A 24,952-nucleotide genomic window follows, 5' to 3' on the forward strand; every position below is an offset into this window, starting at 1 on the left:
TCCTCTGGGTGCACGAATCATGCATCACATGCAAGCAATGCCGCAAAGCTGCTGGTCAGCTATCCGAGTCGACGAAGACGACAAGGTGGGGAAGGATGCAGATCAGCAGGTCGCGCCGTACGGGATCGCGCGTCAGATGCAATTCCCCGGGGTTCGAGTTCATGATCCCGCTGCTGCGCGAGAACGGCGTGCGCTTCGTCCAGCTGGCGCGCAACGGGCACCTCCAGTCCGACGGGTTCACGATCCTCGACGACTCCCGTCACCCCGAGCAGCTCATCGCGCGCGGGCCGTGGACGCTGTGGGCCGACCAGGAGTCCGTGGCACGGTGCCCCAGGTGGCCGGCACCCGCAAATGCAGCCTCTGGGCGAAGGGAGACGTAGGCGACTGGTGGCTCAAGCAGGTCTTCGGCGGTCGGCCGTTCAGGCAAATCATGGGCTTCAACGCCGACGAGGAAGGCCGCCGCCTCGGCGACCAGGTCACCTCGAAGATGCCCGGGCGTACCGGGGAGTTCCCGCTCATCGACTGGGGCTGGAACCGGCAGCGGTGCGAGTCCTACCTGCTGGAGCGGTTCGGCGTGCACTGGCCGAAGTCGTACTGCACGTTCTGCTTTATGTGGAATCGAGCGGGAACCGTTGAGGACGTGTCCGGGCGATCAAGTGGCTGCCCTGCGGCCGGAGCGTTGCAGGCGGTACTCAGCCCTCGTCCGACCGCCACAACCAGCGGAGGGCATCGGGGAGCAGGACCCCACCGTGGTTGGGGCTGTGGCCGCCATCGCCCAGGACGAGGCGGAAGTCGTAGCCGGCTTCTGCGAGAGCAGCCGCGACGCGCAAGTTGTGGGCGAGCCAATTCCACTCGGGCTCGTTCCAGTGCAGGTCACGATGGCCAGCCTGCATGAAAATACGCAGCGGCTTACGGGAAACGCTGGGAATGATCCCTGGGTAAGGGTTGCCTCCTGGCATCTGCGTGAAGCTGGACAGGTACCCGATGACTCGGCGGAACTTGTCAGGGCGGAGCCACGCTGCGGTGAAGGCGCAATTGCCGCCGCTGCTGCCACCGCAGATGCCCCACCGATCGGGGTCCTCGGTGATCGAGTAGCGCTTGGTGACCTCAGGGATGATCTCGGTCAGGAGAAAGGTGACGTACCGATCGTCGTATGCGTCGTACTCGGTGTTGCGGTTCTTCGGATCCTCAGCGTCGGGGAAAACACCTGGGTCGACGAACACGCTGATGGTGACCGGGATGTCACCGCGATGGATGAGGTTGTCCAGGACTATCGCGCCGCGGACCTCCCCTTCAGGGTCCAGGTACCACTGTCCGTCCTGGAACACCATCAGCGACGCCGGCTCTGAGCGGTCGTACTGTGCGGGGACATGAACCCAGAACTTCCGTGACGTGCCCGGGTAGACCGCGCTTTCGTTCCAGTCGAACTCAATGGTCTCGCCGGCTGGCACGCCCGGCAGGACAACCGAGTCGGGGCCGTGGGCATAGCGAACGTCTGACTGGTCAACCGGAAGCGGCTGGTAGGGCACCTCGATGGTCATGCGGGCCACTCTAGGAGAGACCGTCCGACTGTCGCCCGCCAAGCAGAGACCGCCATGCAGGCACTCCGCAACGTCAACCAGCGGCTGATGGTTGAGAACAGCCGGCTGATCGCCGCCGACGCTCCGGAACCAACCCGGATAACCGCAGCCGCCCGCAAGCTGCCCGGCCCTTGAGAAGCTGCGAGTCGCCGTGATGTTCAGCGATCCAATCCCTCGCCGACGCCCGAACAAAAGCGAGCAAAAATGACTGAACGCTGTCCGCGCAGTTGAGAAACTCGTTACCGGTGGGCAGGGCCTGGGTGGTGTTGCCGCGCTTGAGCTGGACCCGCCCGAGGTCGGCGAGCACGATACAGATGATCGAGTGCGGATGGGGAAAGATTCTTCAGATGTTCCGGACGCCCCACGTCACCCCTACTCGTGAACACCCCCCGTGAGGAGCCGGGCCATGGTGTGGATCTCGGTGTCGGGTAGGAAGTCCGCGCGTACCCGCTGCCGGGCACGCTCGCCCAGGGTGTCGATGTCCATGCCGCCGTGCAGGGCCGAGATCACCAGCTCCGCGAAACCCGGCAGGTCGTGGGGGTCGTCTACGAGCAGCCCGGTCCGGCCGTGGGTGACCTGGGCCCGGATGCCGCCGACACCCGCAGCCACGACCGTTCGTGCCTTCCACATCGCCTCCGTGACGGTAAGCCCGAACCCTTCGGCGAGGCTCTTCTGCAGAACCACCGTGGAAGCCCGCTGGATTGAGTTGACCAGCAGCGCGTTGTCCACCAGGTCATCCATCGGCAGGCAGACCAGCGTGACCCTCCTGCGCTGGGCGGGTGGGAGCCGCAGCCACGCGGTGCGGCAGCGCTCGAACCACAGGGCCTGCTCGGTGTCGTCGGGCACGCCCAGCGGGTCGGGACCAACTAACGCGAGGTGGCCGTCCGGCACATGGTCTGTCACCGCGGCCAGCACCCCGTGCATGTCCTTGAGCCGGTCCCAGCGGGAGACCTGGGCGATCAGAGGCTCTTCGGGGTCGGGCGGCGCTTCGCCGGTCACCTGGACGGGTGGGCCGCCGCCGTTCGGGCCCGCCGGGGTGCCGTCATCCGGCCGCAGACCGCAGCGGACCAGGGCACGCCGGACCGTGGCCTGGTCCAGTGGGCGATTCTTAGCGGAGAACGGCGCGATGAACGGCGCCAGGACCGCTGCGCGTCCGTTCCGCAGCCGGTCCGGGATGTGCCACGGCACCGAGAAGAGCGTGCCATGTGCGCCGTCCAGGAGTGGGGCGAGCAGGTTCCAGGCCCGGTCGGACACCTCGGTCGGCCGGTCGACGCCGACATGACACCGCCAGTACACCCGTACTCCCCGCCGGGCAAGCCGTGGCACAAGTCCCGCCGTTTGATGGTCGTGCAGCAAAACGACGTCCCCGGGCCGGACGAGGCTGGCGAGCCTCTCGCCCGGCCCGCCCAGGGCAGCGAGATAGGCATCGCGTTCGGTCGGTCCCAGCTGACCGCCGTCGCCTGTACTGCCGTACAGTGCGAGCCCGAGCCGCTTGGCTAGCGTGAAGAAACCGGTGTCGCCGCCGACGACCGCCCACCGTGCCCGCATCCCCAGCCGCCGGTACAGGGGCAGCAGTGTGTGCAGCATCTCCGCGACGCCGCCGCCCGCGCCGGTGGAGTTGACATGCCACAGGGTTCCGCCGCCCAAGGATTCACGGAGAGCCGCCGCAGCGGTGTGCAGCCGCGCCGTGCGCTCGGGGCCAATGAGTACTTCGAAGCCGGCGAGGTCGAACGGCAGCGGCGTCGGCTGGAGTGTCAGCCCGCCCTCGGCTACGGCGCTCATTCGGCCGCCTCCTGCACCCGCTCCTTGAGGAGGCCGACCAGCATGTGGTTCACTGACAAGATCGCGTCCTCGAAGTGGAAGTTATTGTCATTCGCCCCGGTCTGACCGGGGAAACGCGAGGTGCCAGGCACCACCAAGCAGATGTCTGCCGACTTCCGGCAGCGTCCCCCCGAGCCCTTGGTCATCACGAAGGTTTGCGCACCGGCCGACCGCGCCACTTCCAGCGCCCGGAGCACGTTCGGGGAGTTCCCGCTGCCGGAATAGGCCATGACGAAGTCGTCGAGTCCCACACGGCCCGCGAGCTGTGAGGCGAACATAAGGTCGGGCCCCACGTCGTTGACCAGCGCGGTCAGTTCCGCCGCGGAGCCGCACAGGTTCACGAAGTCCAGCCGCGGAACTCCGGGGGAGACTGGGCGCGACTTGTCCTCGGAGACGAAGGGGTGCAGCCGGAAGTCGGCGTACACGTGATCGAGCGTGCCAGCGTTACCCCCGTTAGCCAGGGCGTAGACCGTCCCGCCCGCACGGTAGGTGCGGAACAGTTCGTCCGCAACGCGGACCACGTCCCGCGCCGGGAACCGATCCAGGACGCAGCGCTGTTCGTCCAGGTAGAGCCGTACGGCCGCGGCCAAGTCCCGGTTCGCCGTCATGCCCGCCTTCCCGGGTGCTCCGCAGTGATCCGCCCGTCGGCGCGTCCGGTGTCGTCGGCCCAGCGCACGACGTCGTCGAGTTCGGTTGTGGAAACCTCCACGGACGTGTACGCCTGCTTCGCGACGACCCGGTGCAGTGTGTCCGGCGGTGACGTCCAGAACGTGCCCGCCGTGTGGCGGGTCCAGGCGGCCGCCGGTATGGCGACCGGGACGCCGGGGCCGTCCGGTGCAGGGGCCCCGTTCAGTACATCGGCCACCCCGTCCACGACGTAGTTCGTCTCCGTCTTGCGCCGGTGCGACTGGAGCGAGGAACGGTTCCCCGCCTCCATACGGATGCGTTTCACCACGTAGCCGCAATCTGGCGCGTTCTGCGTGTACCAGACCTCGGACCCCCAGGGCTTGGTCACCATGTAGTCGCTCAGGTCGTGACACGGCTCAGGTGCGTCCGGCCTCACTGGGCGTGTGCTCTCCGGAAGGCAGCCGGCCTCCAGGAGCAGCGCGTCCCCGGGACCCGCCGCGGCGCATCCGAAGACGCTGCCCGGTAAGGCGTGCCAGCCCTCCAACGGGGTGAGGACCCGGTCGCGGCCGCCTCCACTCTGGACCAGCCGGACCGACCCTGCCAGGACGAGGAACGTGCGGTAGCCAGCGGACGGGGGGCGCGACGGCAGGGCGCCGTCCGGCCCCAGCCGGTGCTCGACGAAGAGGTAGCGCCGGGCGGTGTCGGAGGCGACCAGGTCACGGCTCACCGCCGGCGTGAAAGGGGAACTGTGCATGGTCACTCTCCTGCTCGCTCGCGAACATGACTCGGTCCGGTCAGGGTTCAGGACTCCACTTGGGCGAGACGCTGCGCGCACACCCGCAGGCCGTCCTCCCTCCTCAGGGAGCGGTACAGCTCACGGGCCGCCCGGTAGTGCCCGGTCGCCTCGGCGGGACGCCTGCCGTCCTGGGCCAATACGCCCAGGTGCAGCCGGATACCGGCCATCGACAGTCGGTCGCCGAACGGCTGTACCAGCACGAGGGCGCGCTCACACCCGCGTACGGCGGACACTCGCGCGCCGCGCCGGTGGTCGAGGACCGCGTCGCAGTGCACCAGGAGCCCGCGCAACCGCCAATCCAGTTCGAAGCCCTCCATCAGCTTGGCCGTCCGCGACAGCGCCCGCGCCTCGCGGTCCCGGCTTGTGACGATCCGCTCCCTGATCCGGGCCACCGCCACCAGCGCGCTGTTGCGGACATCACCGAGTTCGCGGAAGACGCCGTCCGCACGATCCAGGAGCGCTTTTACCCGGGCCGCATCCTCCGCCTCCACCACGTCCCGCGTCCGGCCGCTGCCGGGGCCCACGCACGGTCCAGGGGTCCAGCCAGCGTCGTCCAGCGCGAGCAGCGCCTCGTTCAACAGGGCGAACGCCTGCCCCCGCTGCTCGCCTGCGGCCTCGAACAGCGCGGTAGCCTCACGCAGGCACCGCAGTCCAGTGTCCGTGTCGCCGCGCAGCGCAGCGCATTCACCAAGGATCTCTAGCGTCCAGGACACACCCCGGGTGTCCGCGATGCCCCGGGCCGTGTCCAGGGCCTCCCGCAGTCGTTCCTGGGCCGCCTGCGGATCCCCCCAACGCAGCTGTACCAGGCCCAGGTTGCTGCTCGCGTCGATGACGCCGAATGGGTCGTCGAGCGACTTAAACAGGTCCACCGACTGTTCCAGCCGCTCGACGGCGGTGTCCTTCGCCCCGAGTTCACGGTCGATCTCCCCCAGGTTGCGCAGTACCGCGGCGCGCGCCCGGTCGGCATCCAGCCGCTCGGCGGCTTCGAGCCCGGTCTCCGCGCAGCGCGCGCCGACGTCCCACAGACGCAGGTTCTCCAGGGCGACGCTGCATGCGTCGGACAACTCCCAGCACAGCCCCCATGCCCCGATATCCCGGCATCGGGAGACGACCGCAGCCAGCGGCTCGCTCTCCAGGCGGAACCAGCCGAAGGGGTCGGTGATCGCGAGCTGCTCGCTCTCCGCGTCGAGCGGATAGCGTGGGGCGTCGGTCCGGCCCAGGTGGCGCACACCAGAGGGATGAACGGCCCGGTCAGCGAGGTCCGCCATCGCCAGGTAGGCCGAGGCGAGCCGGATGACGGCCGCGTCACGGTCCTGGCGGGTCAACTGCCGGGTGGCCTGGCCCCGGGCGAACTCCCGCACCAAGTCGTGCAGATAGAACCGGGACGGCTGGAGCACTCTCGTCCGCTTCGTCCTCACCAGCTGGGCCCGGCAGAGGGCACTCGTCAGCTCCTGCGCCTCCATCAGGGAGCAGCCGCACAGTGCGGCCACCGACCAGTTGGACCACTCGTCTGCGGGATGCAGCCCCAGCAGGTCGAAGGCGCGGCGGGTGGGTTCAGTCAGATGCTCCCGACTGAGCGCGACACTTTGCTCGACGCTCAGATCGCCGAACGTGAACTCGGACAGCAGCCGGTTCTCGGCGCGCTGCCGGGCGAGCCGCCCCAGGAACGAGGTGATCGGCTGGGAGCCGTCCACCAGTCTGCCGCTCAGCACGCGCAGTGCCAGAGGGAGGCCACCGGCGACGTCGGACAGCTGACGGGCGGCCTCGGCCTCCCCCTCGATCCGCTCCCGGCCCAGGACCCGAGACAGCAGCTCCAGCGACTCCGTCACGGACAACCCGTCCAGTCGCAGGCGCAGGCTCGCGGCCAGCCCGCCCAGCGGGTCACGGCTGGAGATGAAAGTGACGCACCGTCCGCTGGCCACCAGCAAGGCCCGGATCTGCTCCTCGCCGTTCGCGTTGTCGAGGATGATCGCGGCACGCCGGCCGGACATAATGGAGCGGAACTCGCGGCTGCGCTCCATCAGGCCAGCCGGGATACGGCGTTCGTCCATCCCCAGGTCACGCAGCCAGCCGCCAAGGACGTGCCGCGCGGTGAGGGGGTTCGGTCCGTAGCCCTGGAGATCTACGTAGAGCTGGCCGTCAGGAAACCTCGCGATGACTTGTTCGACGGCGTGGATGATGAGCGAGGTCTTGCCGATCCCGCCCGGCCCGCAGATCACCCGTATGTCGGCCGTGGGCCCGCCGCGCCGCCTGCCCGATGCGCTGAGTAGGGCGATCTCGTCGGCACGGCCCACGAAGTCGGGTAAGCCAGCCGGGAGTTGATGCGGGACGAGCGCACCTGATAAGGAGCCAGACGAGGCGGACGGACCGGCCCCGGCCCGCGCGGCGAACACTTCGGCGAGTGCGCCAGCGACGCCCGCCGCCGCCAGCCCCCACCAGGAGTGGTTCTCCAGCCCTGCCAGGACAGAACCAGTGGCTGCCGTCCCCACCCACAGGGTCAGGGTGGACGCGCGCCTCAGGCTAGCCACGTACGGAGCACCCTTGGCGGGCCCGAACGGCTCCGTGACCGGAGTGCCGTCAGGGTGCCGGGATGGGACGCACGTATCCCCTGCAAGATCGCCCCCCATGCTCTTGCCGCCGCACCAACCGTTCCCTGCGCTGCCGATGCCCGATGATGATACGGAGCCCGAAGGAGACCCGTCCATACGTGGTGTTGTGGGATGTATGCCTCCCGGACGGGCGAGGCGGGAGCCGCTCCCTCCCGGCGGCCTCCGGGCCCGCGACGAAGTGTGTCCCGACAGCCAGCCTGGGCGGCCAGCCACCCTGGGACGGGCCCGGATCCTGACAGTGCGCCCATCGATCGGAGTCCGTAAACGCCACGGCCCGGCCGGCACCACATACAGCGTCGTGCGCCTCACCGCCCGGATCTCCCGGCGGACGGTCCCGACGGCGTCGCCCGCACGCCGGAGGAGCCGCAGGCCGACGCCCCTCGAGGATCGGCGAGACGACGACGCACCACTGGCGGGAGGGCATACTCCGCCATACCTGTCGGTCACACCATTGACTCATAGGTAGAACAGCCCGTGACCTGTGGGAAGCGCGTCCAACAGTGCGCAGAAGGAGCCGTACACCGAGTCGTTGGTTTGCTCGCGATTCGTCCTGCTGGATGAGTGCCCTGGAAATTCCGAGTCGTGGTTCCTCGCGAACTGCCTAAACCGCCTGCTCGCCAGTGGTGTACACGGAGTCGTCTCGTTCGCGGATCCTGTCCCGCGCCGGGCCGCCTCGGGAGTTCTGGTCATGCCTGGGCACGTCGGCACGATCTACGCCGCCACGAACGCGGTCTACGCCAGCCGGGCCACCGCCCGGACGGTGAAGCTCCTGCCGGACGGCACCGTCTTCCACGACCGCACGGCACAGAAGATCCGCCGCCAGGAGCAGGGCTATCAGTACGCCGAAGCCCAGCTCATCGCGCTCGGAGCTCCGGTTCCGCGGGCCGGGTGCAACCCGGCCGTCTGGCTGCGGGAGGCCCTGGTCGCGGTCGGCGCCCGCAACGTACGGCACCGCGGCGCGCACCGCTACGTATGGCGGCTGGGCCGAAGCCGGCGGGAGCGCGAGCAGATCAAGCTCGGTCTCCCCGCTCAACGGCCCTATCCCAAGCAGCCCGACCCCGAACCGATCGCGGTCTGAAGGCTGTTCAGCCCCGCAGTCCGTACCGCCCGCCGCGGTCGCCCGGTCTCACCGCCCATTTTTCCCCTGCTCTCCCAGGAGGAGACCCATGCCCGCCCTCTGGAATCCGCCGCCGACCCTCTCAGTGCACCAGCTCGAAGGCTTTCCCGTGATCGGCCACGCGCACGGCCCCAAGGACACCGCCCCCTGGTCGACGCGGCCCGGGAACCGAACCCGATACAGCATCCACGCCGTCGACACCGCCCAGAACAAGTTGCTCGTGTCGATCAGCAGCGTCGTCATCGCCGGCGGAGACACCGAGTACCCGCACCCCCAGCGGGGCGTCACCGGCTGGGCTCCCCTCGCGCGTTTCGACCTCATCCTCCTCACTCATCTGCGCACGAGCGGCTCGTACGCCGGACACCAGTGCCACCACCACATACGTGCCTACCCCGAGGCGCGGCCCTGCTGGCACTGCAAAGCCCGTCCTCCCGAGGCCCAGTGCACCCACTTCACCGAGTCCTAGCCCCACCAGACCGGCCCCGTCAGGGCTGCCCGCTAGCCCGCCCAGCAGGAAAGAGGAACCATGTCGCACCCCACCCCCCTGTATGCCGACCTGGTTGCGTTCGCCGCGACCCGGCACCGCATCGTCATCAACCTTTCCGGCGGGAAGGACGGCCCTGTGGCCGGCCTGATCGCGATGGACGCCGCCCGCCAGGCAGGCGTCGCCGACCGCGTCTGGACCGCCCACGCGAGTCTGGGACCGATGGAGTGGCCCGCCGTCACCGTGGACGGAGTTCGCTGGCCGAGTGCCAGCGAACTCGCTGCACAGCACAGCCAGGCCCTCGGCGTGCCGCCCGAGCGGCATATCGAGGTCCGGCGCAGCCGTGAAGTCGGCGGTGAACGGGTGCCGTTCGACCTGCTGACCTTCATCGCGGAGCGGGGCGACTGGCCGTGGCTCGGCCGGGCCCGCACGTGCACGGGCCCGTGGAAGACGAAGATGGTGTACCAGGCGTTCACTCCCCAGGTCCGCGCGCTCAGGAAGGAGACGGACGGCCCGCTGATGTTCGCGAATATGCTCGGGATGCGGGCCGAGGAGAGCCCGGACCGGCGTAACCGGGAGATGTGGCGCCGTACGACCGACAACTCGGCCCGGGTCGTCGACGAGCGGTTGCCTGCCCACCTGGTGAGCACCGAGGAGGTCTGGGAGCGCACGATCATTGCGGGGCTGCCCTACCACTGGTGCTACGACTCGCATCCCGGTGCCAAGGACCGGCGTGGCTCCAGTCGCTGCTCGTGCTCGGCCTGCACCCTGGCCAACCACCGCGATCTGCTGCTGATGGCCGGGCGCCGGCCGCGGCTCGCCGAGCTGTGCGCGCTGGTCGAACGCGTCCGCCAGGTGCCGTTCAACCCGAACATCACCATGGCCGAGCTCATCGCGTTGTCCCGCCGGCGCAATGCCCCCGACCCCGGCGTCGTGGTTGAGGAGACCGAGGACTTCGAGCGGATGGAACGTGACGTCCACGCCGCCCTGTGCAAGCCGCCCACATGGGACTCCAAGGCCCGCACCGGGCCGGGCGAGCTCCTGCACAGCGCCGCCGGGTGCGACGGCTGCCACTGACCACCACCCCGCACACCGCCCCTCTGGAGGGATACTTCTCATGATGACGACCACCCAGTGCATCCTCGATCTCGCTGCAGCGGCACCGGCCAGCCACGGCGAGGACCTGGTGCTGCTCCTGGCCGAGGCGAACGAGCTGTACCAGCAGGGCCTGCAGGAGCTGCACCGGGAAGTGGCAGCACGTCTCGACGGGCTGGCCATCGCGGACCTGATGTTCGCCGCGGACACCGTCGGCATGCCCTGTGATGCCTCTCAGGGCCGCGACGAGGTGATCCTGCTGCTGGCCCTGGTCGAGTGGGAGATGACGCCGGCCGCCATGGCCTACACGGAGATGGCCGCGGACGCCGCACGCCGGGGTGTCTGTCTGATCCGCGAGGAGTAGGCCGTGCGCCGTGGGGCGGCCGGCCGGGAGAAACCTTGAGGCGCGGGCTGGACCTCCGACCGAAACTTCTGCCATTATTTGTTTTGCGAGCCGGGCAGGCCGGCTAGCTGCTGACAGGACGGACGGTTCTGCCATGACCTCGCAACGTGAGCCTCGCCTGGCCGACGCTGCCGAGATCGCGGCCGAACAGGGCCTGACACCCGCACGGATCACCGGCCTCTATACCGAGCGCGCGGAGAACGCGGCTGGCGAGACATTTCCCGAGCCTGTCGACAAGCGCGGCCGCGCCCGCCTGTGGGACCACGCGGAGGTCACCGAGTGGTTCGCCCACCGGGCGCTGGCACGGCTCGCTGAACACGCACCTCCCTCCCTCGCCCCGGAGACGTTGCTGAACGCGGCGGACGCCTCGAGGTATCTCGGTTACAAGAACCCCAACCAGGTCACCACCTTCGTGCGCGACCACCCCGGTTACTTCCCCGAACCGGACGTCGTCGAAGAGAAGGGCACGGCGGAGAACCCTTACCGCCGCCAGCTCTGGAAGGTGCAGACCCTGCAGGAGTGGATGGCCAGCCGGCCCGGCCGCGGAAGGCGAGCCGGAGCCAGGGAGGCACCGCCTCTGCCCGACGTTCCCGTCGACGGTGATCCCGACGAACTGCTGGGGGCGAGCCAGGCAGCCGCCTTGCTGGGGTACAAGAGCGTCGGCTCCTTCTCCAGCAGTCTGTCCCAGGGCAACCTTCCGCTGTTGAAAGACACGGACGGGGTTGCCGAGAATGCCGGGCGCCAGAACGGGCGCCGGCGGTGGACGCGCCGGCGCATCCTCGATCAGGCCGCCCAGCGGTCCAAGCGGTAGTACCCGGTGGTGAGCGGACTTCCGCGCACCACCCCATGAACGCGGTCCCCGGTTTTTGGGAGTTGGTCCCTTGCGGGCCGGGTGTCGCACGATGGCCGGCATGGCGTGGTTCGCCACCACGCCCCGCAGCGGCAGATGCTGCTGCGGACCGGCCATCGCCTGTCTTCTGACCGCCCCGACCATGGCCCCGACCACGACGTTGTTCTTGGGTCGTGACCTTGGTCGGGGTCCCGTGGTCGGGGGTCGGGTCGGGGGCTGAGGGTTGTCTCCCCTCCATGACCCGTTCCACTTCAGATGTCGCGGCCGCCGAGCTGGCCCCCAGCCCTCGTGAACCATTGCGCTTGCAGGTCCTGACCGCGCTCGCCCTGCACCGGATGGCCACGACCGGCCAGCTGCGCCAGATGCTGCGGCCGGACGGCTCCCGCCAGTTGCTCTCGCGGGTGCTGAACAACCTGCGCTCCACGGGCTTCGTCGACCTCACTCCATTGCCGGACTCGGCCCGCTCTCGTACGCACGCCTGGTACCTCACGCCTGAGGGCTCGCGTCTGACCCGCGATCTCCCCATCCTGCGGGGGCGTCCGCCGTACCCCATCACCTCAACTACCGCGGCGTCGCTGAAGACTCCGCACACGCTGACCGTCACACGGTCCCACCTGCCGTTTGCGGCAGACGCCCGCCGGCTCGGGCACGAGCACGGTCCGTGGGACTGGACTCCCGAGGTATCTCACCCCATCGGTGAGGGCGAGCGGCTCGTGGCCGACGCCGTCATGCACTACACCGTCGTCACCGGCGACCACCGGCGGAAGCTGCGCGCGTTCGTGGAGGTCGATCGCAGCACCATGAGCAGCGAGCGCCTGGCCGTGAAGTTGATCGAGTACGCCAGATTGTTCCAGTACGAGGCCCAGCCCGTCGGCCGCCGCCGCCCCGTCTCCACCGGCCCGGCCTGGCTCCGCTGGTATCCGCTCTTCCCCCGCCTACTTTTCGTGCTCACCGGCGCCTCCCGGGCCCGGCTGGGCGACCGAATCAGCGATCTGCAGGCGATGGTCACCCAGCACCCGCTCGTCGCAGCCCTCGCCCGCGAAGTCCAGCTCGGAGCCGTCGTCCTGGAGGACATCGAAGAGCACGGTCCGTCTGGGTCGGTGTGGGTGCCGCTGACTGGGGGCGAGCCCCGCCCGTGGACCGGTTTGTAATCGGTCCACGGCCGGCCCCCGGACGGGAGCAGGAAGCCGGCGCCCCGGACTCCGGTCTGGGGCGCCGTGCTGTTGGGCCGATCTGCTGGCCCCTGAGCTTCGGGCCGTTGGAGGGGCCGGCCGGCTCGTCGGCCTCGTCCATACGGGCCGCAATGCGTCGGCAGCCCCTCACTTCAGGCGGGAGAGTGGGGGCAGCAGGCCGTCACCGGGCCAGAAGTCCTGCTCGGCTACGAGGACGGCGAGGAACCTGTCGACCTCGGCGAGAACCGCGGCACGGTCTTTGGGCCCATAGGCGATGAATTCGTCGGCTGCGGCGTCGAAGGCGCGCACCTGGCTGTGCGGGGCGGCGGTGATGAGGGCGCGTGCGATGTCGGGGAGGCCGAGGCTGAGGGCGTCGCACTCCCTGGTGTGGACGAGCTGCACGAGGCCGGTAATAACTTTCTCCCAGTCGCCGACCGTCGGCCAGTGGGCGCCGCCGCCCAGTTCGTGGGTGAGGGTGGAGAGCGGGATGATCTCGCCGGGCCTGCGTCCCTGGGTGAGGCGGTCGTGAATCCGGGCGCCGTCGGGCTGTTGCACCTGGGGGTGGAGCAGGGAGGCCGCGGTGACCAGGGTGGTGTTGATCTCCTGGGTGCCGTCGCCGGGGTAGTACGGCTCGTGCGCGAAGAGGAGATAGACGTCCGTGGTGCGGGCTGCGTCGTCGGGCGGGGTCTGCGTCATGGGTCGGTATCCCTTCAGCGGTGACGTGTCGGTGTTGGGCGAGGGTGTTGGCCGTGCCGCGGGTTCGAAGCCGTGCGGGAGCGGGCCCAGCGGGCCGTTGCCGCCGTGGGGCTGGCCGGCCTCGCTGGGAGGCGGCTCGGCGTGGGTGCGCTCCACGGTCTGGGCGACTTGGTAGGCGAGCTGGGCCATCAGCCGTTCGCGGTCGATGAGGCGGGGCGAGGCCGGGCGGGTGTCCTCGTTGTGGAGCAGGCCGGCGGCGTCCCACAGCAGGGTGTGGCCGAGTTCGGCCGAGCGGTGCAGTTCGTGGAGGTCGCTGTCGGCGGCGGCGTGGACGATGTTGGTGTGCAGGGCGGCGAGCCTCTGGAGGTACTGGCAGGCGGCGTCTCCTTCGACGATGCGGACGTGCTCACGGGTCCGGTCGTCGAGCCGGTCGGGCAGGGCTTCGGTGAGCAGCGGGGCGAGCAGCATCGCCGGCAGGACGACGTCGGTGGGCACGTCGTGGCTGAGGGCGTGCAGGGCGGCGAAGAGGCTGATGATCCCCACGAGGACGGTGGAGAAACGCAGGGTTGCGGGGCTCGTGGCGGTCGGCGCGATGCGGTGCGCGGGGTGCCGGGTCAGCCGGCGCAGGGCCAGCCGCTGTGTGAGCGTCGCGCCCGGGGTGAGGACCCCGATCTGTCGAGGGAGGCCGGGCAGGGTGCCGTTGCCGGGCACGGTCCAGGTCAGCCATCCCCACCCGGTGCGCTCGTGCACGAGCGCGGGCTCGCCTGTGCCGGTGCACGTGGTGCCGGTGCACGTGGTGCCGGTGCACGTGGTGCCGGTGCAGACGTGGCCGGTTCGCAGGGCGCGGGATTGTTCTTCCTCCCACCGTCGAGGATCGCGGGCGAAGGGCCGCAGCGGCTGCTGGGGTGCCGTCCGGGGTGTGTGGAGCGTGTCTGTCATGAGGTGCTCGCTTCCAGAAAGCCGGTCCCGGTCAGGGCGGAGGTGCAGGTGGCGCAGCGGCCGTCGCCGTCGGGGTGCGCGCGACGGGGAGTGGGGCCTGGGCAGGTGCGGCACAGCGGCCAGCCGAGGCAGGCCGGGCAGAGGTCTTCACCGGGGGCGGTACCGGGCCTGCCGCAGCCTGCGCATTCGACGAGCGCCCGGTAGGTGAGCGCCTGGCCGACCGTGCGGGCGGCGGCGGACGACGACGTGGTGGAGGGCTGCGTCGTCCACGAGGCCCCGCCCGGGCCGGCGTCGTCGAAGCGGGCAGCAGGAGGCGGGTAGAGCTGCGCGGAGCGCAGCCGGGCGGCGACGATCGCGTCGACGGAGGTGCGGATCCTGTTCGGCAGCGGGCGGCCGGTGATGACGTGGCGCAGCTGCGCGGAGTTCCAGCCGGCCTCCAGCATCGCGGTCATGACCCGGCCCTGGTCGTACAAGGCCTTCTCCTGCAGCAGCAGTCCGGGGTGGGCCGACCCGATCGACAGCAGCAGCCGGGTGCCCGGATCGAGATCCTGCCGCGCCGGCGTGTCCGTCCGCTGCAAAGGCACAGCCGGGCGGCCGCTCGTGCGAGCGCCGCGGGCGCACGGAGGGAGGGAACTGGTCTTCTGCTGGTTGGTCTTCTTACTGCTGGTGTTCTTTGCGGGGCGGCCGGCCAACGCAGGGTTATCCAGTCCTGGATTTCCCGACTCTGGCCCGGACCTGGTGTTGTGCAGGGCAGGCAGGTCGGTGATGACGTACGTGGCCGAGCCGAGGGTGCCGTCGGGATGACGGTCGCGGTCCCGCCGCAGAAATCCGTGCCGCTCGAGCTCCCCCAGCCCGGCCGCCACCGCGTCCACACCCTCGCGCCCCCGCCGGGCCAGGTCCGCGACCGTCAGGTGCCAGCCCTCGCGATGGGTGCTGATCAGACCGAACAGGCCCTTCGACTTGAAGGACATGCGCCTGTCGCGGAACAGGCCGTTGGCGATCTGCGTGAACCCGTCGCCGGCCATCACACCGCGGCGGATGCCCATGCCGTAGCCGCCCCGGCCGTCCGCAGGTGCCGACGGCGCGTGGAGCGCTGTGGCGGCGTCCGCCATGAGAGCGTCGGCGAAGACGGGGTGGTCGGTGATGGAGTAGACGGCCTCGCCGAGCGTGCCGTTCGTGCGGCGCAGGCGTTCGCGGAACAGGTAGCCGTGGATCTGAAGTTCCTTCAGCCCGGTGCGCACTGCGTCCCGTCCGTCGGGTCCGGAGCGGACGAGGCCGGCGACGGTCACCTGCCAGCCGTTCTGGTGGGTGCTGATGTATCCGAAGAGGCCTTTCGCCTTGAAGCTGACGCGGTGGTCGCGGAACAGGCCGTTGGCGATCTGCGTGAACCGGTCCCCGGCCATCACACCGCGACGAATCCGCGCACCGGTCATCACGCGCCCCCCAGCGCACTCGACACGCTGGGCGCACTGGGCGCACTGTGTGCGCCGCAGCCGGGGCATCCCACACCGCTCACGGAAGCGAGACGGCCGGTACCTGCGGTAGAAGGGACATGCGCGAGATCCATGCAGGCAGCCCACCCGCCGATACCGACCACCACGGCGGCCACAACCCCCGACCACCCATCACGATCCGGCACCATGCGCACTCGGCTGCCACGGTCCGGCCCATGGCCGGGCCGACCACACCCCCGACCACGACCTATGCGCCACGAGACGGGCAGGCCGTTCCGCGAGGTCGGCCTGTGGAGCCCGGCGGACAGGCAGAGTCAGGTGATCGCCTACCGCCGAGGGGGGCCCTGCCGCTCGCACTCCAGGGCCTCTTCACCGAGCAGTCCCAGCGCCTTGGTACAGCCCGCATCATCTGGCCAAGACGGTGACGTGACCCGCCCTTCAATGAAGATCTCGGGTCTGACCTCTTACTGATCGTTTCAAAATGCCTTCCGGAGTCGGCGAAGGCAGATGATTCCGCAGGGCCAGCTCCAGCAGCCCTTGGTGGAGATCGGCACGGCGCTCGTAGCGGATCCGCAGCCGTTTGAACTGATGGAGCCAGGCGAATGTGCGCTCGACTAGCCACCTGGTGCGCCCAAGGCCCGAGCCGTGTGCGACCCCGCGTCTGGCGATGACGGGCTTGATCCCGCGCGCCCACAACAAGCGGCGGTACTTGTCGAAGTCGTAGCCGCGGTCGGCGTACAGCCGTTTGGGCCGATTGCGGGGACGACCGCGCAATCCCCTCATACGTGGGATCCCTTCCAGTAACGGGATCAGCTGCGTGACGTCGTGCCGATTTCCCCCGGTCACCAAGACGGCCAGCGGTGTGCCGTGCTGGTCGACGATCACATGGTGCTTGGAGCCAGGACGCGCACGATCGACAGGTGAAGGACCGACAGGGTCTCCCCCCTTCAGAGCGCGGACGTGAGAGCCGTCCATCGCGGTGTCGTCCATCGCGAGCAGTCCCCATGCTCTCAATGCACCAAGGAGAGCGTTGTGGAGGCGGGGCCAGACACCAGCCTCGGTCCAGTCCCGAAGCCGACGCCAACGTGTCACCCCTGAGCAGCCGACGACCTGAGCAGGAACATCCCGCCATGCGACGCCCTTCCGCAGCACGTAGACGATGCCGGCCAGAGCAACCCGGTCCGGTACCGGCAACCGCCCAGGATTGCGGTACCGCCGAGAACGCCGCGGCGGGAGCAACGGAACTATCCGCTCCCACAGGTCATCAGGAACAAGATCGGCAGACATGCGGCAGATCCTGCCCCGACATACCTTCAGCCGGGAGTCGTTACATCGGCCGGTGCCTGAAACGACCGACTCTCCCCTCGGTTTCCGAAAGCCGGATACCCCGGCAGCGGGGCCACCTCCCAGCCTCCGGCGACCTCACGCAACAACAACCGCATCGTCTCCGCGAACGCCGGGAACTCCTCCAGCGTGCTCGCCATCTCCCAGCGATGCCTCAGCACCTGACGCCTCGTCGGGACCGGACGCCGAGTCCGGTGCAGCGGCTCGTCCTCCACGGTGCGAGGAAGCATCCTCACCGTCGCGTCCACCGTCCAGACCGCTACGGCCTGCCGCATGCCGGCCTGCCACACCTCGTCCTCGGCCAGCGCCGGGTACACACCGACGACCTCCGCGCGATACGCCTGCTCGATCTGTGCGGCGATCCCGGCCGGCAGGGTGAAGACACACCAGCAACTGGAGAACGGCATCCGGCAGTACGCGGCCGTCAGGAACACCGACTGGTAGCAGGCCGCCTCGAAGTCGATCAGCCGCAGCCCCTGTGAGGTGAGCAGGTTGTTGTCGGGACACGTGTCGCCCGGGGTGAAGGCCGGATACTCCTGCCCACCCGCTGTCCCGATCCGGGCCAACTCCCCGGCAAGGCCCTGCGGAACTGCGATTCCGGCGCCGTCGAGCAGCACGAGCAGATCGGTGGCCCTCCGCGCGATCCACGGCTCGTCCCCCCAGGACAGCATGCCCTTGTCGTAGCGGGACCACAGCCGCGCGAGATCGGCACGCCGGTGCACCGACGCGGCAGCCAGCTGCCCAAGCCCGCGGGCCCAGGCCAGCAACCCGCTCTCCGCAACCGCCGGATCACTCCCGAGCAAAACATCCGCCAGAGTAGGCGCGTCCCCGAGATCCGCCATGACCAGCAGGGGAACCTCAAGGTCCACACCCAGCACCTCAGGACCGGCGATCCCGAGAGACAGCCCAGCGGCCTCAGCCGTGAAGCCGCGCAGGGACTCCCGCTCGTTACCGAACGCCTTGACGATCACACTGCCGCCACCGGCCGTTTCACAACGCAACACGATGCTACGCGAGCTGCCACCCAGATCAACCGGACCGGACAACTCGACACCCAACAGTTCACCGGCGGCACGCAAGATCGACTCCACCCCGGCATCCTGCCACCACCACCTCGGACACCGTAGGCCGCTATGTGAACACCAACCATTTCGAAACGATCAGTCAAGCCCCAAGCAAGCCCCTGCCACGCCCGCACGGACTTATGCGCGCCCGGCCACCCAGGCGCCGAACGGCCTCTCCGGAACCTTCGGATCCCGGGCACGGCCCAGTGGCGGGCCCAGGGCCCCCGCCCCAGCCTCGCGTTCCTCGTACCGCGAACCGACGACACACACATCAACACATCACGTCGCGGCACTCACCCCTGAGCTCTCCACCACCCTCCCCGCCCTCCCCATCCGACACCACGAACCCTTCCGAACCGATCCAGCACCTGGAGAAGCACAATGAGTAACGAACAGCACACCCCCAACCCCGACACCCCCGACGCAGCAGTCGGTGCACATCCGCCGCAGCCCGCCACAAAAGCCCGGGACAAAACCACGGAAAGACCACGGAAAGACCACAGACCGGAACGACATCGCGAAGAACACCGGCCTGACCGCAACCCGCGAAACGTTCCCCGGAACACTCCACGTGGTCGCTGCCACGATCCGCAACACCCTCCTCACAGATACCAGCACGGAATGAACCCACCCACGCCGGCAGCCTGACCGCCGACCCGTGCCCCGCCGCCCGCGGCGAACAACGATCCGATCCGGCTGCGCACCCGGTACGCACTGCCAACTGCGCACCCCCCACGGGCCGGTGCGCAGACACTGCGCACCAGGCCGCGGATCCTGCGCAATCCACGTACGCGTGTGAATGCGCAGCCCCCACCCGGATGCTCGGGAGCCGGCTGCGCATCCCCCTGCCACTGCACATCCGCCTGCCACTGCACAGTCCCCCAGCGCGGGAGTCCCGCAGGGCCGCACACCCGCAGGAGTGCACCCCGCATTACGCACCGGGCGCCACCAACCCCGATCGCCAGGTGACCCGGCATATCGCAACAAGACCCCGCCAGGGGTGCGAAACGCCCCGGTCGGGGCCGCGGTCGGGGCCGCGGTCGGGGCCGCGGTCGGGGCCGCGGTCGGGGCCGCGGTCGGGGCCGCGGTCGGGGCCGTGGTCGGGGCCGTGGTCGGGGCCGTGGTCGGGGCCGTGGTCGGGGCCGTGGTCGGGGCCGTGGTCGGGGCCGTGGTCGGGGCGACCACGACCCCGACCACACGTTTGTATCCCCTTCGTGACCGTGGTCGGGCCTTCATGGCCGGTGGCCGGGTCAGGGCTACAGGCTGCCTCGCGTCAGAAACAACAACCCGCTCCCACACGGAAGTTCGACAATGTCACCTCGCAACCGTCCCTCGGCGTCCTGCGCAGTCACCATCACCGTCACTGACCACGCAGTGCCGGTCCTCTCGCGGGCCTCACGGTCTTGGGTCGGCGCTCCGCTAGCCGAGCTTTCGCAGCACCTCGGCGACGGTGGCCCGGTACGTCCGCAGCGCCTGCAGCCCGGCGGTATAGCGGTCGCGGTGCCGTGTGATGTCCAGGGTCTGCTGCTGTGCCCGTGCAGCGTGCCAGAGCTCGGCCGTGTGGTGGCGTCGCTTGCAGATGACATCCGCGACGGCGGTGGCCCGCTCGCGCTGCGAATGCCGGGTGTTGCCGTCACTGCCCCGCTGCCAGGCGCTGTCCGTATACGCCGCAACGGGGTCGGGATAGCGCGTGAATCCTTGCTCTGCCACACAGCGGGACCACACATCCCACGCCGCCCGCAGGCGCGGGTCCCGCTTGACCGCCTTGTCCACCTCGACCGCCCGCGTACTCGCGTAGAGCCAGTCCCGCTTGACGTCGATGCCGCGCAGCAGCCGCCGGCTCGACTCCGCGTTGCAGGCGGGAAAGTCCGCATACTCGGCGTCGGTCATCCGGCGGCCCGTCGGCCCGAGGGCCAGGGACTTGACCGGGTCCCAGCCATAGCCCCAGCGGCGGGCGGCGGCAAGATCCAGGGCACCGTAGTCGGTGCCGACCGCAGTGGCGACGACAGGGTCACTGGGGTAGCGGGGATCGAGCGGGAAGTCCCGGTGGCCACGCTCCGCCATGCACAGCCGGACCAGCAACGCCGATGCCCGCTGCGATCGCTGGTAGTCCTGCGGCGTGTAACCGTAGCGATCGGCCGGCAGAGGGCCGAGGTCCGACGCCGAACGGATGACCCCCGGGCCTCCCGGACCGGACACACAGATCGCCGCCAGCACCACCACGACACCCAGCCGCCACCCCCACATCGTCATGCGCACGGATAGTAGCGAACAACATGCAGCGGCCCGCCGGGACCCCAGCACTCATCCACACACGTCAAAACCCCGAACGGCAGAAAACCTCACGCCGAAAAACCCGCCCGACACCACCCCCGAGCCAGGGCCCGATCCTGACACCCAGACCCCCAAACACTCACCCAACCGCTCAAGGGAGACCCAAACCAGGCACGTCCACGGGTGAGCCCGTGCCCAACCGCCCGAAGCTCCCCTCAACTCGTCGGCGCCGGCCGGCCTCACACCACGCGGACACGGCTGAACACGAGGCTTTCGAGCCCGCGCCACCATCGCGGACGCTGCCGTACACCTCCGCCGCCGCGACTCCGTGAACGTGCGCGTGTTGGGCCCGGTCGCTGACCTGCTGTTCCGCTAGAGTCTGGGCTGCGGCAGGCTGCGCACGCCGCGAGCCCGCGTCCGGTACCCCGCACCGGTCACGCACCGGGCCAAGGACACCGGAATCCCCAGGGTTCCAGGGACGGTCCCGCACTGTTCGCTCATGCCTGCGCGTCATCGACTCTGCGGGGCGGCGGGGGCCCTGGAGCGGAGATCGATCCTCATGACCAAGTCCGGTGCCAGCGGCCCCAAGGCCCGCGCCCGCAAAGCCCAACAGGCCACAGGCGTCCGCTACACCCAGGTCCGCCAGGCAGCCCCGCCCTCCCGCCGCGGGCGCACCGTGCAGTTCCTGCTGGAGGACCAGTACGACCTCGGCACGCTCGCGGTCCAACTGGCGGCCGCGTGGGCGCGGCAGGGGATGCGCGTGCTGCTCGTGCACGAGTACAAGCCGTACCGGTCCGACATGGCGCTGTATTCGCGCCGCGTCCGGGAACGGAAGGCCGCCGAGCGACGGCAGCAGGAGTGGCCCGGACACCGCAGCACGCTCGTGTGGAGAGCCGACTCCGGCCCGGGGGCGGGCGGGCTCCTGGTGGAACAGCACGTCCCCTGGTCGACGCCTCCCGCCGCCCCCGTCGCAACCGACCGCACTCCGCTGCGCGACGCGCTGCAGCAGGGACGCCGCCACTTCGACACCGTGGTGCTCATGGGCCGGCCGACCTGGCCGCAGCGCGAGCTCGTGGACCACTTCATCGTGCTTGCCGCCGGCAACGGCGCCCCGAACGCGGAGACCCTCACCCACGGCGTGCTGCCCGAAGAGCGCCAAGAGCGCCCGCTCACCGCCGAGCAGAGCGCCGCCCTGCTGCGCGAACGCCACCTCAACTTCCTCTACCACCGCCCCTCCACCTTCCTCGGCATGATCACCGGAAGCCGCCAGCAGCCGGCCGCGGAACCCGAACCCGGCTTCGTCCGCGCGGTGGAAGCCAACATGACTGCCGCCGGCATCCCCCTCCTCGGCCACATCCACCTCGGCGACCACGGCCTGGCCGCCCACGTACAGCGCACAGACCAGGCGGCTCTGGCCGCCGCCTCCCCGCTCGACCCCGGCGTCGAACACGCCGCACAGGCCATCGCAGACCGCTGGTAGCCCGCAGAGAGCGTGTCGCAGGTGCTCGCGGAGGTTCCGTCGACGGAGCAAAGTGGGCTGTGCCTCGTTGTGCTGAACCTGGTGGAATCTGCTGCCGCGACCGGTACGGGTCCGGCAGAAGAGGGCCACGGCGGCGGATGAGCAGGCGGCGTCGGCGGAGGAGATGCGGCGGGCCACGGACCTGATGTGGGCCTACCTCAGCGAGGACCAGGCGCGGGTCAGGGCCGGACTCGCGTGGCAAGTACGGGACCACGACTGACTGTTCGACGACCTGGGCGAACCGTCGATGTCCGCGCCGCTCCCGGACACAGTCGCCGCCCTCACGCCGGTGGACTGCGAGTTCATGATGACGACCGCGGTACGCAAAAGTGTCGCCGCGGACACAGGACTGGCCCCCAGCGGACTGGGGGACTTCCCGACGACCGCCCAGATCCACGCGCACACGGTCTGCATGGCCGTGATGCTCCTGGAAGCCCACGGACGCCAGGGAACTCTGGGATTCACCGCCGCATCGGCCAACGACTTCGTCCGACGCGGCCACCCGCACCCCTACCCGGCACCCTGAGCCAGCTGGTTCAAGAGGCGGTGCTGCCGGCGACGTGCGCCAGTTCCCCAGCCGACTCGGGGGTCAGACGGTAGAACCCCTGGAGGCTTACCGCGCGCTCCAGACGCCCGTCGACCACGTGCTTCAGTCCGCGGGTCTGACCTCGACGATTGCGCCAGGTGAGCTGTGCCAGGAGGTCGGCGGGGACCGGCACGTCGAAGCGTACGGGCGTCGCGTCCACGTGCACGGGTGCGGCGCCGCACCCGCCGGCACCGAGCATCGACCACTCGCTGTGCCCGGGAAACGCCTCGTCCTGCCACGATGCGGGGGCGGAACCGCAACAGGCGCCCCATTCCCTGTCGAGCACCCGCATCCGGCTCACCACAAACACCGTGCCCCGGTTGACGTGCACCGCATACACCTCATCCCCGGCCTCGGCTCCTGACCAGGCGGGCAGCGAGGAATGGACGCCACTGAACGCGACCGGAGGCCGCTCGCCCACACGCCCGGCCACACGCAGGGCCTTGCACGTGTCGTGGGTCCACAGGACAGTGAAGGCATCAGGCATGCCGTGATCCTATGAACGAGCACTGACATTGATGCTGGTACTCAGGCCCCGGTGATCGTGGCTCTGGCACTGACTGACGTCCTGCTGGACTGTCTTGCGGCTGGTCTGTCCGGCCACCGTGACCTGTTCAACCAGGGCACGCCTGCGTCGCGGCCGCCGGAGCAGAGCGGCATTCAGCAGCCCCGGCGCGTGTTCTCGCCCGGGAGTTGGTGATGACGCAGCACGTACCGCCCACGGCGGATCCGGCTCCGATGAGGTACCCGCCGCTGCCCCAGCCGGGACCGCGGACGTCCACGCCCGGCCCGGGGCCCTCCGGTCCCCGGAGACGCAACCGCTGGTGCAGTCGCCGCAGACACGGCATTCCTGGAACTCACAGCATTCCGTCGTACTCCGCTTACGCCGATGGCCCGTGCCGCGTTTTTGACGGTCGTCAGCAGTACAGCCACTGTTCCCAGGCTTTGCGGCCGGTCAAGGCGGTGGCGGGGATGCCCAGTTCGGTCAGTGCGCCGGGGTACACGCGCTCGTAGGCCGTGTTGTAGGCGCTGGCGAGGGCGGCGTCTCCGAGCAGCCAGGGCGCGGGGCCGTGGTCGAGGTCGAGCACGGCGAAGGGGCCTTCGTAGCGGATGCGGCCGTGGAGGAGGCCGCGCTCGAGCAGGGTGTGCCAGCCGCGCCCGACGCGCTCGATTTCGGTCATGCCTTTGGCGGTGTCGATGACGGAGGCGACGTCGAACCGTCGGGGCGGGATGCGGGCATAGAGCTTCGCGATCACCCAGGGCAGGCCCAAGATCCGAAAGAGGTGGGTGCGATGGGCGCCGCCTGAGGAGACGTTGTAGAGCGGTCCGGCCGGTCCGTTGATGACGCCGAGGGAGATTTCGGGTTCCTCGGCAAGGTGGTGGCGGACGAACGCGGCGAGCTGCTCGGGCTCGGTGGTGAGCAGTTCGCGGGTGGCCCAGGGCATCCAGCTGGGGCCGCGAGAGGCCTCGGACCGGTCGAAGTCGCCCCAGACCTCATCAACGGCCTGCACGATGGCGTCGGTACGCACCCAGGCCGCACTCTCGCTGAATGCCCAGTAGTGCTCCCCCTGACGGGTGTAGAGGTTGAAATACGGTGACTGCGGCGCATCGGCCTGAAGCTGGTTGGTGGCTGCGCGCACCCGATCGCTGATCTCGTGCTCGGGCCAGGTCTGCTGGAGTTGGGTGATGGCGGTGACGGTGGCGTCGAGCGCGGCGAGGTCGGCATCGAAAGCGCGCAGGACAGCCACCCGATCGATGCCGGGTGGGTCAGTGCCCGCGGCGGGGACTTCTGGCCTTTCGCCGTGCAAGGTCAGGGTGACCTGTGGGCGGTGACGGCTGGTGGCCTCGAACGACTGCAGGGCTTGCTCGACGGCGTCGGGGGTGGCGCTCCAGCCGCGCACACAAAGACCGTCGTCGCGGTCCGCGGTCAGGGTGCCGTCGCTGTGCCACGTCGTTGCCCAGGCGCCGCCCGGCTGGTCGAGGTGGACGGGCCGGCGAGCGAGGTCGGCTTCAAGTCGCTGAAGGTCGCCGCGGTGCCGGGCACGGGCGAGCAGGCTCGGCGCGGGGCGCAGCACATGCACCAGGAGTTCTTCGTCGAGCGGATACTCTGCGCGCTCGCCGTGCCATTCGTGTAGGAGGGTTCGTGCCTGAGTGATGCGGTGTGCGGCCTGCTGGGCTGCATCGCGAAGTTCGCCGCCGTCGAGGTGGTCTTCGACGGCGGCCGCCGCGTGCTGGCCAGCGTCGGCCACTACCTGGTCCCACAGGTACAGCTCTTCGGTGGCCTGGTGCCACAGGTAGCCCTCGCGGGCGGAGGTGTCCGACTCCTGGGCCGTGGTGAGGGACCGTACGATCTGGGCGCGTTCGGTAGGCGGCTGGCTGCGGCCGCGGCGTACGGCGAACTGCAGCAGGATCGAGATCAGGCGGCGGGCGAGGTGTGTGGGCCGGGGGCGGCCGTGCTTCGTGGTGCACGTCTTCATGCGCGAAGCCGTGCACGTGGGGCATGTCCAGTCCAGTGTGTTCCA

Annotated in this window: 23 protein-coding genes; 10 read left to right on the forward strand and 13 right to left on the reverse strand. The window is 69.7% G+C overall.

Annotation, left to right across the window (positions count from 1 at the left end; genetic code table 11):
* Nucleotides 1-95 precede the first annotated feature (95 nt).
* Nucleotides 96-380: a hypothetical protein gene (locus OHT57_RS00125; protein WP_328743734.1), complete on the forward strand. Its 285-nt coding sequence runs from the start codon at nt 96-98 to the stop codon at nt 378-380.
* 312 nt (nt 381-692) lie between these two features.
* Here the strand turns inward: OHT57_RS00125 and OHT57_RS00130 are convergent, their stop codons facing one another.
* From OHT57_RS00130 to OHT57_RS00155, 6 genes are all read right to left on the reverse strand, one after another.
* Complete coding sequence (locus OHT57_RS00130) at nt 693-1,541, reverse strand: alpha/beta hydrolase (RefSeq protein WP_328743735.1); 849 nt, start codon at nt 1,539-1,541, stop codon at nt 693-695.
* Between the two features lie 73 nt (nt 1,542-1,614).
* The gene (locus tag OHT57_RS00135) at nt 1,615-1,887 is read right to left on the reverse strand and encodes a hypothetical protein (RefSeq protein WP_328743736.1); all 273 of its coding nucleotides are present in this window, start codon (nt 1,885-1,887) and stop codon (nt 1,615-1,617) included.
* 65 nt (nt 1,888-1,952) lie between these two features.
* Nucleotides 1,953-3,362, reverse strand: a complete 1,410-nt coding sequence (locus OHT57_RS00140) for a glycosyltransferase (RefSeq protein WP_328743737.1) — start codon at nt 3,360-3,362, stop codon at nt 1,953-1,955.
* Nucleotides 3,359-4,009, reverse strand: coding sequence for an SIS domain-containing protein (locus OHT57_RS00145; RefSeq protein ID WP_328743739.1), 651 nt, complete (start codon nt 4,007-4,009; stop codon nt 3,359-3,361). The genes OHT57_RS00140 and OHT57_RS00145 overlap by 4 nt, the downstream gene beginning before the upstream one ends.
* A complete protein-coding gene (locus OHT57_RS00150; protein ID WP_328743740.1) occupies nt 4,006-4,782 on the reverse strand; it encodes a cupin domain-containing protein in 777 nt (258 codons plus the stop codon). The genes OHT57_RS00145 and OHT57_RS00150 overlap by 4 nt, the downstream gene beginning before the upstream one ends.
* Before the next feature lie 47 nt (nt 4,783-4,829).
* The gene (locus OHT57_RS00155; protein ID WP_328743741.1) at nt 4,830-7,118 is read right to left on the reverse strand and encodes a hypothetical protein; all 2,289 of its coding nucleotides are present in this window, start codon (nt 7,116-7,118) and stop codon (nt 4,830-4,832) included.
* Between the two features lie 796 nt (nt 7,119-7,914).
* Between OHT57_RS00155 and OHT57_RS00160 the strand changes: the two genes are divergently transcribed.
* The 6 genes from OHT57_RS00160 (at nt 7,915) to OHT57_RS00185 (ending at nt 12,533) form a co-directional block, all read left to right on the forward strand.
* On the forward strand, nt 7,915-8,511 hold the full coding sequence (locus tag OHT57_RS00160; protein ID WP_443053390.1) for a Mom family adenine methylcarbamoylation protein: 597 nt from the start codon (nt 7,915-7,917) through the stop codon (nt 8,509-8,511).
* An 88-nt stretch (nt 8,512-8,599) separates the two neighbouring features.
* On the forward strand, nt 8,600-9,016 hold the full coding sequence (locus OHT57_RS00165) for a hypothetical protein (RefSeq protein ID WP_328743743.1): 417 nt from the start codon (nt 8,600-8,602) through the stop codon (nt 9,014-9,016).
* A 60-nt stretch (nt 9,017-9,076) separates the two neighbouring features.
* Entirely contained in the window at nt 9,077-10,111 is a 1,035-nt protein-coding gene (locus OHT57_RS00170) for a phosphoadenosine phosphosulfate reductase (protein WP_328743744.1), read from the forward strand.
* A gap of 43 nt (nt 10,112-10,154) precedes the next feature.
* Nucleotides 10,155-10,493 carry a hypothetical protein gene (locus OHT57_RS00175; protein ID WP_328743745.1) on the forward strand — a complete coding sequence of 113 codons (339 nt, stop codon included), beginning with the start codon at nt 10,155-10,157 and terminating at the stop codon, nt 10,491-10,493.
* A 133-nt stretch (nt 10,494-10,626) separates the two neighbouring features.
* Complete coding sequence (locus OHT57_RS00180; RefSeq protein WP_328743746.1) at nt 10,627-11,343, forward strand: hypothetical protein; 717 nt, start codon at nt 10,627-10,629, stop codon at nt 11,341-11,343.
* A 275-nt stretch (nt 11,344-11,618) separates the two neighbouring features.
* Nucleotides 11,619-12,533 (forward strand): replication-relaxation family protein, encoded by a 915-nt coding sequence (locus OHT57_RS00185; protein WP_328743747.1) that lies wholly within the window; start codon nt 11,619-11,621, stop codon nt 12,531-12,533.
* 168 nt (nt 12,534-12,701) lie between these two features.
* Here the strand turns inward: OHT57_RS00185 and OHT57_RS00190 are convergent, their stop codons facing one another.
* The 4 genes from OHT57_RS00190 to OHT57_RS00205 form a co-directional block, all read right to left on the reverse strand.
* Nucleotides 12,702-14,189: a hypothetical protein gene (locus OHT57_RS00190; RefSeq protein ID WP_328743748.1), complete on the reverse strand. Its 1,488-nt coding sequence runs from the start codon at nt 14,187-14,189 to the stop codon at nt 12,702-12,704.
* Complete coding sequence (locus OHT57_RS00195) at nt 14,186-15,622, reverse strand: hypothetical protein (RefSeq protein WP_328743749.1); 1,437 nt, start codon at nt 15,620-15,622, stop codon at nt 14,186-14,188. Before OHT57_RS00195 ends, OHT57_RS00190 begins: the two co-directional genes overlap by 4 nt.
* Before the next feature lie 497 nt (nt 15,623-16,119).
* A protein-coding gene (locus OHT57_RS00200) for an IS5 family transposase (RefSeq protein WP_328743750.1) occupies nt 16,120-16,930 on the reverse strand; the annotation gives its coding sequence in 2 pieces (ribosomal slippage) (nt 16,120-16,161 and nt 16,163-16,930; 810 coding nt in all).
* A gap of 26 nt (nt 16,931-16,956) precedes the next feature.
* Nucleotides 16,957-18,078 carry a hypothetical protein gene (locus OHT57_RS00205; protein ID WP_328743751.1) on the reverse strand — a complete coding sequence of 374 codons (1,122 nt, stop codon included), beginning with the start codon at nt 18,076-18,078 and terminating at the stop codon, nt 16,957-16,959.
* A 772-nt stretch (nt 18,079-18,850) separates the two neighbouring features.
* Here OHT57_RS00205 and OHT57_RS47305 point away from each other — a divergent pair.
* Nucleotides 18,851-19,474 (forward strand): glycine zipper family protein, encoded by a 624-nt coding sequence (locus OHT57_RS47305; RefSeq protein ID WP_443053391.1) that lies wholly within the window; start codon nt 18,851-18,853, stop codon nt 19,472-19,474.
* Here the strand turns inward: OHT57_RS47305 and OHT57_RS00210 are convergent.
* Nucleotides 19,471-20,304, reverse strand: a complete 834-nt coding sequence (locus OHT57_RS00210) for a hypothetical protein (protein ID WP_328743752.1) — start codon at nt 20,302-20,304, stop codon at nt 19,471-19,473. The two genes, OHT57_RS47305 and OHT57_RS00210, sit on opposite strands and share 4 nt — an antisense overlap.
* 580 nt (nt 20,305-20,884) lie before the next feature.
* On the opposite strand from OHT57_RS00210, the gene OHT57_RS00215 reads away from it, so the two are divergent.
* Nucleotides 20,885-21,805, forward strand: a complete 921-nt coding sequence (locus OHT57_RS00215) for a hypothetical protein (RefSeq protein ID WP_328743754.1) — start codon at nt 20,885-20,887, stop codon at nt 21,803-21,805.
* Between the two features lie 286 nt (nt 21,806-22,091).
* Entirely contained in the window at nt 22,092-22,370 is a 279-nt protein-coding gene (locus OHT57_RS00220) for a hypothetical protein (protein WP_328743755.1), read from the forward strand.
* A gap of 10 nt (nt 22,371-22,380) precedes the next feature.
* Here OHT57_RS00220 and OHT57_RS00225 read toward each other — a convergent pair whose 3' ends face one another.
* On the reverse strand, nt 22,381-22,917 hold the full coding sequence (locus OHT57_RS00225; RefSeq protein WP_328743756.1) for a hypothetical protein: 537 nt from the start codon (nt 22,915-22,917) through the stop codon (nt 22,381-22,383).
* Between the two features lie 430 nt (nt 22,918-23,347).
* Nucleotides 23,348-24,907 carry a hypothetical protein gene (locus OHT57_RS00230; RefSeq protein WP_328743757.1) on the reverse strand — a complete coding sequence of 520 codons (1,560 nt, stop codon included), beginning with the start codon at nt 24,905-24,907 and terminating at the stop codon, nt 23,348-23,350.
* Between the last annotated feature and the right edge of the window lie 45 nt (nt 24,908-24,952).

Source organism: Streptomyces sp. NBC_00285 (genome assembly GCF_036174265.1).
Classification (GTDB): Bacteria; Actinomycetota; Actinomycetes; order Streptomycetales; family Streptomycetaceae; genus Streptomyces.

Coding starts and splice junctions, on each gene's coding strand:
- OHT57_RS00125 (WP_328743734.1), top strand. CDS start 96: ATGCAGATCAGCAGGTCGCGCCGTACGGGATCGCGCGTCAGATGCAAT.
- OHT57_RS00220 (WP_328743755.1), top strand. CDS start 22,092: ATGTCCGCGCCGCTCCCGGACACAGTCGCCGCCCTCACGCCGGTGGAC.
- OHT57_RS00140 (WP_328743737.1), bottom strand. CDS start 3,362: ATGAGCGCCGTAGCCGAGGGCGGGCTGACACTCCAGCCGACGCCGCTG.
- OHT57_RS00170 (WP_328743744.1), top strand. CDS start 9,077: ATGTCGCACCCCACCCCCCTGTATGCCGACCTGGTTGCGTTCGCCGCG.
- OHT57_RS00215 (WP_328743754.1), top strand. CDS start 20,885: ATGACCAAGTCCGGTGCCAGCGGCCCCAAGGCCCGCGCCCGCAAAGCC.
- OHT57_RS00185 (WP_328743747.1), top strand. CDS start 11,619: ATGACCCGTTCCACTTCAGATGTCGCGGCCGCCGAGCTGGCCCCCAGC.
- OHT57_RS00150 (WP_328743740.1), bottom strand. CDS start 4,782: ATGCACAGTTCCCCTTTCACGCCGGCGGTGAGCCGTGACCTGGTCGCC.
- OHT57_RS00210 (WP_328743752.1), bottom strand. CDS start 20,304: ATGACGATGTGGGGGTGGCGGCTGGGTGTCGTGGTGGTGCTGGCGGCG.
- OHT57_RS00225 (WP_328743756.1), bottom strand. CDS start 22,917: ATGCCTGATGCCTTCACTGTCCTGTGGACCCACGACACGTGCAAGGCC.
- OHT57_RS00230 (WP_328743757.1), bottom strand. CDS start 24,907: ATGAAGACGTGCACCACGAAGCACGGCCGCCCCCGGCCCACACACCTC.
- OHT57_RS00175 (WP_328743745.1), top strand. CDS start 10,155: ATGACGACCACCCAGTGCATCCTCGATCTCGCTGCAGCGGCACCGGCC.
- OHT57_RS00180 (WP_328743746.1), top strand. CDS start 10,627: ATGACCTCGCAACGTGAGCCTCGCCTGGCCGACGCTGCCGAGATCGCG.
- OHT57_RS00145 (WP_328743739.1), bottom strand. CDS start 4,009: ATGACGGCGAACCGGGACTTGGCCGCGGCCGTACGGCTCTACCTGGAC.
- OHT57_RS00195 (WP_328743749.1), bottom strand. CDS start 15,622: ATGACCGGTGCGCGGATTCGTCGCGGTGTGATGGCCGGGGACCGGTTC.
- OHT57_RS47305 (WP_443053391.1), top strand. CDS start 18,851: ATGCGCAGCCCCCACCCGGATGCTCGGGAGCCGGCTGCGCATCCCCCT.
- OHT57_RS00190 (WP_328743748.1), bottom strand. CDS start 14,189: ATGACAGACACGCTCCACACACCCCGGACGGCACCCCAGCAGCCGCTG.
- OHT57_RS00130 (WP_328743735.1), bottom strand. CDS start 1,541: ATGACCATCGAGGTGCCCTACCAGCCGCTTCCGGTTGACCAGTCAGAC.
- OHT57_RS00165 (WP_328743743.1), top strand. CDS start 8,600: ATGCCCGCCCTCTGGAATCCGCCGCCGACCCTCTCAGTGCACCAGCTC.